The organism is Reyranella sp. (assembly GCF_050185545.1).
Taxonomy (GTDB): domain Bacteria; phylum Pseudomonadota; class Alphaproteobacteria; order Reyranellales; family Reyranellaceae; genus Reyranella.
The window spans coordinates 1-6,578 of the sequence record NZ_JBFWZI010000287.1 but is presented as its reverse complement, the minus strand read 5'-3'; the positions used below and the strand labels follow the sequence as shown (position 1 = coordinate 6,578).

Here is a 6,578-nt window from a genome sequence, read left to right as displayed (position 1 = left end):
CCCGCTGATGCCTGGGTCGTATCATTCATATGCACGGTACAACCCGATGACGCTCCGCCCGGCGCTATGTTCTGGGGCGTCGGCGTCGATCCACCTGATCCCTGGGTGACGGTCGAGGTCTGACGGACAAGCTTCACGTCTCTGCCTTCGACTGCCACGAAGGTCTTCTGGCTTAGAACAATCTCGTGGATCAGGAGCGGATACCCTACCTACCGCAAGTCCTGTCCCAGACCTCGTTGTGCGCGTTCAGCTGATCGAACAGCGGTCGCCAGACCTTGCGCGATCCAAAGGAGCGCTTGGCGTCGTCGACCTGGGCGTCGGTGCCCTGGATGCGGTTGAACGAGACGCAGGGATCGGGCGCGGCGACCACGCGGCTATCGGCGGCCTGGCCGCAGCCGGTCGAAAGCATCGTCGTCAGGCAGAGCAGCAGCATCGGCATTGGCCTTTGCCCGGCGCTTGATGGCCTCATTGGTCTTCTCCAGGGTTGCCGAGGCGTTGCGGGCGACGCCCGCCGATTTTCCCTCGTGGTAGATCCAGCCTGCGCCTGCCAAAGCGAGCAGGACGATGACGGCGGCAAAGGCGGCCTTGGCGTGAAGGGGGGACATCGCAGGCGCCTACCGGCGCGCCGGGCGGTGCGACGCCGTGACCGCGAGGGTCGCCTCGGGTGGACTGGCCGGCGCGCACTGCAGGGCAGGCCGGCATCTCGAGTCGCTCCTCATGCTCTCCTCCTCGATCCGTGATGGGTCGTCGATCCGTGGTGCGTCGTCATGGCCTGGCCGTGGGCCGGGGTCACAGCCACCAGAAGGTCAGGACCGAATCGGCCGCGTAGGCGCGCACCGTCACGTGGCTCGGTCCGCTCAGTCGCATGCCGGTGCCGCCGGCCAGGTAGGCGGCGCCCGTGCCGTCGGCGAGGGGCGCTGCCGGGAACTCGTCGGCGGGCATCGACGCCAGTCGATCGCCCAGCGCCAGCCGCCAGCCGCCCCGGTCGGCCATCAGGTAGAGCGCCCGGCTGCCCGGCGGCCTCTCGAGCAAGGTCGGCGCCGTGCCGACGACGTGGCTGATCTCGCTCGCCAGCACCGCGCCGCCCTCGTCCTCCAACAGGGCAAGGCGCTGCCCGTGCAAATCCATGGTCATCCTGTCACCGCCTTCTCGGGTTGGCCGGCGCCAGACGCGCCGGGTCGGTCGGGTTGGCCGCCGCCCTGTGCACCGGCTCGATCGGGTTGGCCGGCGCCAGGTGCGCCGGCTCGGTCGATTCGCCGGTGCCGTCCGCGCCGGCACGGGAGAATTCGACATCGAGGCCGGCCACCCTGTTGACCGCCTCGATCAGGCTCTGCGGCTCGACGCCCGGCAGCTTCGCGGCCAGCCCGAGGGCGGTGATCTGCTGGGAGACGTCGGTGAGCTGCAGCGGCTTCGACCTGAACACGTAGCCGGCGCCACCCAGCGCGGGCAGGAGCTTGCGCGTCACGATCTCGTCGAAGTGCGCCCGCTCGGGACCGAACACCTGCGCCTCCGCCGCCAGGCAGCTCGCGTAGGCCGTGGCGAAGTTGAAGTCCGCCGACTTGCCGAGGAACATTGGCGAGAAGCGGAACGCCCGAAGGATGCGCTCGAAGCACTTGTCGTCGTATTTCTCGAACATCGTGTCGCCGGAGCGCTCATGCCCGAACCGCTCGACGGCGACGCTCACGCCGCCGGCGCGATCGAGCGTGCCCTCGCTCGACGGCACCTCGATGATGGCGACGCGCTGCTTGTGGCCCGGTGCGAACTGCTGCTCGAGCGCCTGGCGGGCGTCGCGCGCCACCGAGCCGCCCTGCACGATCAGCAGCGCCGGCGGCAGGCCGCCCGACTGGAGGTAGGCGATGTTGGCCTCCTCGGCGGCGCGCGAGCCGATCACCGACGGGATCTGGCCCTCCCAGCGCGGCACGCCGTAGGGGCTGTCGGGATCCTGCCCCGTCTGGAAGTAGATCAGCTCGGTGGCGCGGTCCTGCGGCGCGACGGGCGCGTCCGCCGACGCCCATCGCCCGGTGTGCTTGTCGAGCTCGCGCGAGGCGCCGAATTCCCTGAAGAACAGCAGCTTGCCGCCCATCACCTGGCAGAAGCGCCGTTCGCGCAGCATGACCTCGTAGGACGCGGCGACGCCGTTGCGCGTCACCGTCCGCGTGACGGCGATCGGTGCATCGAGCCGCACGATGCGGAAGGTGCGTGCCGGCGTGCCGCGCAGGAAGACGACCTCGCCCTCGAGGTTGCGCATGACCTCGAGAAAGCCATAGCCCACGCGCTCGAGATCGCGCCGCAGATCGCGCCGCAGGGTGACGAACGACTGCCCCGGGAAGGGCTCGTCGAAGAAGGCGGCAAGCCTCAGGGCGACGGGATCGTCCCGCTCGTTGGCGTCGAGGTCGGGGTCCTTGTTCGCCTTCTCGATCGAATGGCCGGTCCCGTCCGCATTGACGACCATGGCCTCGATGCAGGCGCCCAGCACGTTGCTCTCCTGGGTGAGTCGCTCGAGCACGCGCGGCTCGTAAGGCGGCCTCAGCACCTGGCCGGACGCCTCCAGGCTGCTGCCGTAGAACGGGCTGAACTCGTCCTCGATCTCGCGCGTGTTGGGGACGACGATCGACCGACGCCCCGTGTCCAGCACGCGCACCCTCACCTCGCGCTTGCCGCGCGCGGGAGCCGCCCCTGTCGCCATGCTTTCGTCGGTCACCGTTCCCGTCCCTCTCGTGCCGGCCCCTTTCGTATCGGCACGTTAGGGAGACGACGCGGGCGCGGGCACCGCCGCCGGCGGCGCCGGTGCGGTTCTGCCGCCATATCCGCGGGACGCGGCCCGGGGAGGGCCTATCTTCATCCGGGGACGCGGCCCGGGATGACCTATCTTCGCCTGATACGCTCGACGATGGCCTCGCCCGGCGAGCCGTCGTCTTCGGCCGCCTTGCGCTCGTCGTACGTGCGCTGGCCGAGCCAGCGCGCCTCGCTCTCGTCCATCGCGGAGATCATCGTCACGACGTCGTCCGGCGTGACGAACAGGATGAAGTTCCTGTACCGCCGGTTGGCCGCGGGATGGGTGATGCGCGAGGCACGGCGCGCCATGTCGCGGATGATCGCCTCGGCGTCCGCGCCGCCGAGACCGAGGCGTTCCGCCTGCCTCAGGGCCTCCGGTGTGACCGTGAAAGTGCGCGCCATGCGAGCCGCCCGTGCCGCCCCGCCGTCACGTCTTGCGTGCCATGCGGTACTTCGGCCCGATCAGGATGGTCTTGCTGCGCGGCGCATCGATGCGCACCCGGGCGGCGCGTGCCGACATGCGATCGCCGGTCTGGACCAGGACGTCGGGCTCGATCTCGCGCATCTCGTCGTTGGTGATCTCGAAGGCGGCCCCATCGCGCGGACGCTCGAGGCGCACCGTCGTCCCGGCGATTTCCGACAGCACATAGCGCTCGTCGGCAATGAAGAAATCCTCGCCCGTGCGAAGCGAAATGACCAAGCCCATCGGGTCCCCGGGACTCCTGCGCTGCAGATCGACACGAGGACTCGCGACCGCCGCCGCGAGCCCGCCTCGGACCGACAGTACACGATTTTGCGCAAGGCATCATCCGGAGCGGGTGCGAAGCTCATTGCTGGGAGCGCGCCATTCCGATGGCGCTCTTCCTGTCGATCACACAGCCCATGAGCGCCATCGGAGTGGCGCGCTCCCAGCAATGACCCCCGCGTCCCTTATGGCGGGCCACCTCCCCCGATTGCTGGGAAAAACATGAAAACCCGCTCAGCCCGTCTCGCTCTCAATCGACAGGCCGTGCCGCTCCGAGCCGGCCCGGCCGGCGGCCAGCGACCGGGCGTCCCTGTCAGCCATCCGGCCGGCGATCTGGAGGAGGGTGCCTCGCATCGCCACGCCGTGGCGCACCCACGACTCGCGGCGATAGCTGAGGCCGAAGGTCACGCCCGCCATGGCGTCGGCACAGTCCTTCGAGAAATTGGGCGGATGGTCGATCCGGCCGGTCCGCGGGTCGCGTTCCAGCCTGACCAGCTCGGCCTGCGCCCGGGCATGCGCCGGCGCGGCGACCCGTCCGTCGTAGAGCGCCGTCTTGGTCACGTCGTAGGGCATGGGATCCGTATCGATCGACTGGGGCCCCGTGAGGAACCCCTTCTGGCGCAGCAGCTGGATGCTGTCGCGCGATTGGAAGGTGTCGAAGGTGATCCACTTCAGGTTCATGCCCAGCTCGACCAGCCGGAGGAACATCCGCCGGATGCTCTCGAACTCGATCTCGCCGTTGCGCGGCGGCGCGACCTCGAGGATGGCATCGAAACAGACATGCGGCAGGGTCTCAGCTACGCCCTCGCCGCGCGCCACCTCGACGAAGCGATCGACATGGCCAATGGCGATGCCCGCGCTGTCGCCCGACACGGCGAGATCGACATGGGCGAACCGAGGCTCCTCCGGCCTCTCGATCCGCCGGGGATAGATCACCGGCCGCGACGCGACGAAGTCCGTCCGCTCCAGCGACAGGATCGACCGGCGCGTGCCGAACGCCCGGGCGACGGCGGCGGTGTTGACCAGGAACGGATGCAACGCGAAGGTCGACGCGCCGGCAATGTCGCGGATCGCCGACAGCAGGTCGTGCTCGAACTCCGACCGGAACTCTACCGGAATGTGTTTCACCAGGTGCCGGTCCTCCTCCGCCACCGCCTCGCCGGGCTCCAGCAGGCGCGGCTTGCGGGCGAGGTCGCCGAGGAACAGCCCGAAGCGCTGCCCGCCATAAGTGCCGGGCGGCTTTATGTCGAACACAGTCTTGTCGTAGACGAAGATCCGCGTGCGGCCGGTCGCGGCGATCTCGCGCCCGGCCTCGGCGATCTTGAGATCGGTGAACTCCCCGGGATAGCGCTTCGACGACACGAGACAGACCATGCCGGGCAGCCGATCGGCCGTCAGGAACCTGGTCTTTCGGCGGCGCACCAGGCCATTGTACATCTCGAGCGCCTGGTCGAACGTCCCACCGTCAGCCGCCTGCGACGAGCGCTCGACGATGCGCATGAAATTGATCTCGTCGATCAGGGCGTTCAGGACATTGGCGCCGATCGCCGCGTGCACGCTGCCGCTCAGCGGCCGCACGACGATGCGCCGCGGAAAGGCCATCTCGGCCTCCAGCCGGCGATCGAACGGAAAGGCCTGCGTGAAGTAGGGCGAGCCCGCGATCATGGCGCGGAAGCGTGTGTAGTCGTTGCTCTTCGCCACCTGGGCATTGAGCGACTGGAACACGGTCAGCAGCTCGGCGGCCGGATCCTGCTCGAAGGTGCGATGCGGATCCTTCAGGCACGACAGGACATAGACCTGGTAGGCCATGGTCAGGAGCGCCGCGGTCGTCTTGCCGGAGCCGATGCCGCCGGTCAGAACGCTCTCGACATAGCGGCCGGAATTGAGCTCGATCAGCTCGGCCATGACCGCCGGATAGACGATGCCGCGCCGGCCGAGGAACCGGCGGCCTTCGACGAAGGTCTGGATGTCGACCGGCAGGCGGGCATAGTGCGATGCCGTTGCCTCGAGACTGCGGAAGTGCGCGGCGGCGCGAATCAAGTAGTCGTGCCGCTCACCTGCCGGCATGATGTGATGGCCAGTCGCATCGTGTTCGCCAGCGTGAAACAGCACCGCTGCGCCGGCTTCGATCTCTTTGCGGAGCAGGTGACATGCGTTGCTGTACTCAGTCGTCATCGCAGGCGGGATCGGATGCCACTTTCGACCCGGGATCGGGTTCTATGCCCTTGCCAATCCACTCGGGATCCATTTGGCGCCGCTCTTCGAGCGTGTAGTCGAAAATGGACCTACCGGAAGGGACTGCTTCCGGCGAGCCACCTCCGCGCACCGGTGTCACCCGTTCCAGTTGACCCGTATCGAACTGGAGTTTCGTCAGTCCGTCGAGCGCCTTCGTATATGCATTGATGTGCTTTGTCGCGTCGGAACCGGGCGGAGACTGTTCTGCTTCGGCCTCGAGCCCATCGAGAAACCGCCGACGCAGTCTTTTGGACAGTTCTTCATGCGCAGCAATGACATCGAGCGGCTTGCGGCGGCCGCGCCTGGTCGGCCAACTCTGGTCGGATCGCGACATTGGTCAATATGCAGTCACGTTGGTGTGGTAGATGAAGCTTGGGCCGGCCGCGTCGACCGCAACCAACGTCGCGGGCAGAGCGACGAACCCGTGCGTGAGGATCAATCCCAACATGCCGAGACAGCGTCCGGGGCGGGTGGTGCAATCCACGGCAACGACCGACGCGCTCACCATCGGCCCGGATGCCGTCAGCTCACCATGGCGCATGCAGAAGGGGCGAAAAGCGATCTCGTACCAGAAATCGACCCCGCGGGCGCGCAGGGCGGACCTGGACAGGCCGATGCCGTGGCGCGCCCACGGCTTGCCGAGGTCACGCTCGAGGCGAAGCGTACCGTTGCGGCTGTAGCCGACCGCAATGCTGTCGAATCGACATCGCCGCAAGGAGTCGTGAAGAGTATCGAATGCCGCAGACAGCATGGCCTCGACCGTGAAGACATGCGGCGCCACGTGGACCACGCCACCTGAGCTGCCATCTTGTGCAATTGATTG

The 6,578-nt window shown here is 67.9% G+C and carries 9 protein-coding genes; all 9 read right to left on the bottom strand.

Annotation, left to right across the window (positions count from 1 at the left end; translation table 11 throughout):
• Nucleotides 1–205 precede the first annotated feature (205 nt).
• A complete protein-coding gene (locus tag AB7O82_RS36240; RefSeq protein ID WP_428550093.1) occupies nt 206–439 on the bottom strand; it encodes a hypothetical protein in 234 nt (77 codons plus the stop codon).
• Entirely contained in the window at nt 375–605 is a 231-nt protein-coding gene (locus AB7O82_RS36235) for a hypothetical protein (RefSeq protein WP_428550096.1), read from the bottom strand. Before AB7O82_RS36235 ends, AB7O82_RS36240 begins: the two co-directional genes overlap by 65 nt.
• Before the next feature lie 184 nt (nt 606–789).
• Complete coding sequence (locus tag AB7O82_RS36230; protein WP_428550099.1) at nt 790–1,134, bottom strand: hypothetical protein; 345 nt, start codon at nt 1,132–1,134, stop codon at nt 790–792.
• A 4-nt stretch (nt 1,135–1,138) separates the two neighbouring features.
• Entirely contained in the window at nt 1,139–2,701 is a 1,563-nt protein-coding gene (locus AB7O82_RS36225; protein ID WP_428550102.1) for a hypothetical protein, read from the bottom strand.
• Between the two features lie 164 nt (nt 2,702–2,865).
• Nucleotides 2,866–3,177 (bottom strand): hypothetical protein, encoded by a 312-nt coding sequence (locus tag AB7O82_RS36220; RefSeq protein WP_428550105.1) that lies wholly within the window; start codon nt 3,175–3,177, stop codon nt 2,866–2,868.
• 25 nt (nt 3,178–3,202) lie between these two features.
• Nucleotides 3,203–3,481 (bottom strand): hypothetical protein, encoded by a 279-nt coding sequence (locus AB7O82_RS36215; protein ID WP_428550107.1) that lies wholly within the window; start codon nt 3,479–3,481, stop codon nt 3,203–3,205.
• A 273-nt stretch (nt 3,482–3,754) separates the two neighbouring features.
• Nucleotides 3,755–5,587, bottom strand: coding sequence for a hypothetical protein (locus AB7O82_RS36210; protein ID WP_428550110.1), 1,833 nt, complete (start codon nt 5,585–5,587; stop codon nt 3,755–3,757).
• Nucleotides 5,588–5,684: 97 nt separating this feature from the next.
• Nucleotides 5,685–6,089, bottom strand: coding sequence for a hypothetical protein (locus AB7O82_RS36205; RefSeq protein ID WP_428550112.1), 405 nt, complete (start codon nt 6,087–6,089; stop codon nt 5,685–5,687).
• 3 nt (nt 6,090–6,092) lie between these two features.
• A partial coding sequence (locus tag AB7O82_RS36200; protein WP_428621694.1) for a hypothetical protein occupies nt 6,093–6,578 on the bottom strand: 486 nt, incomplete at its 5' end.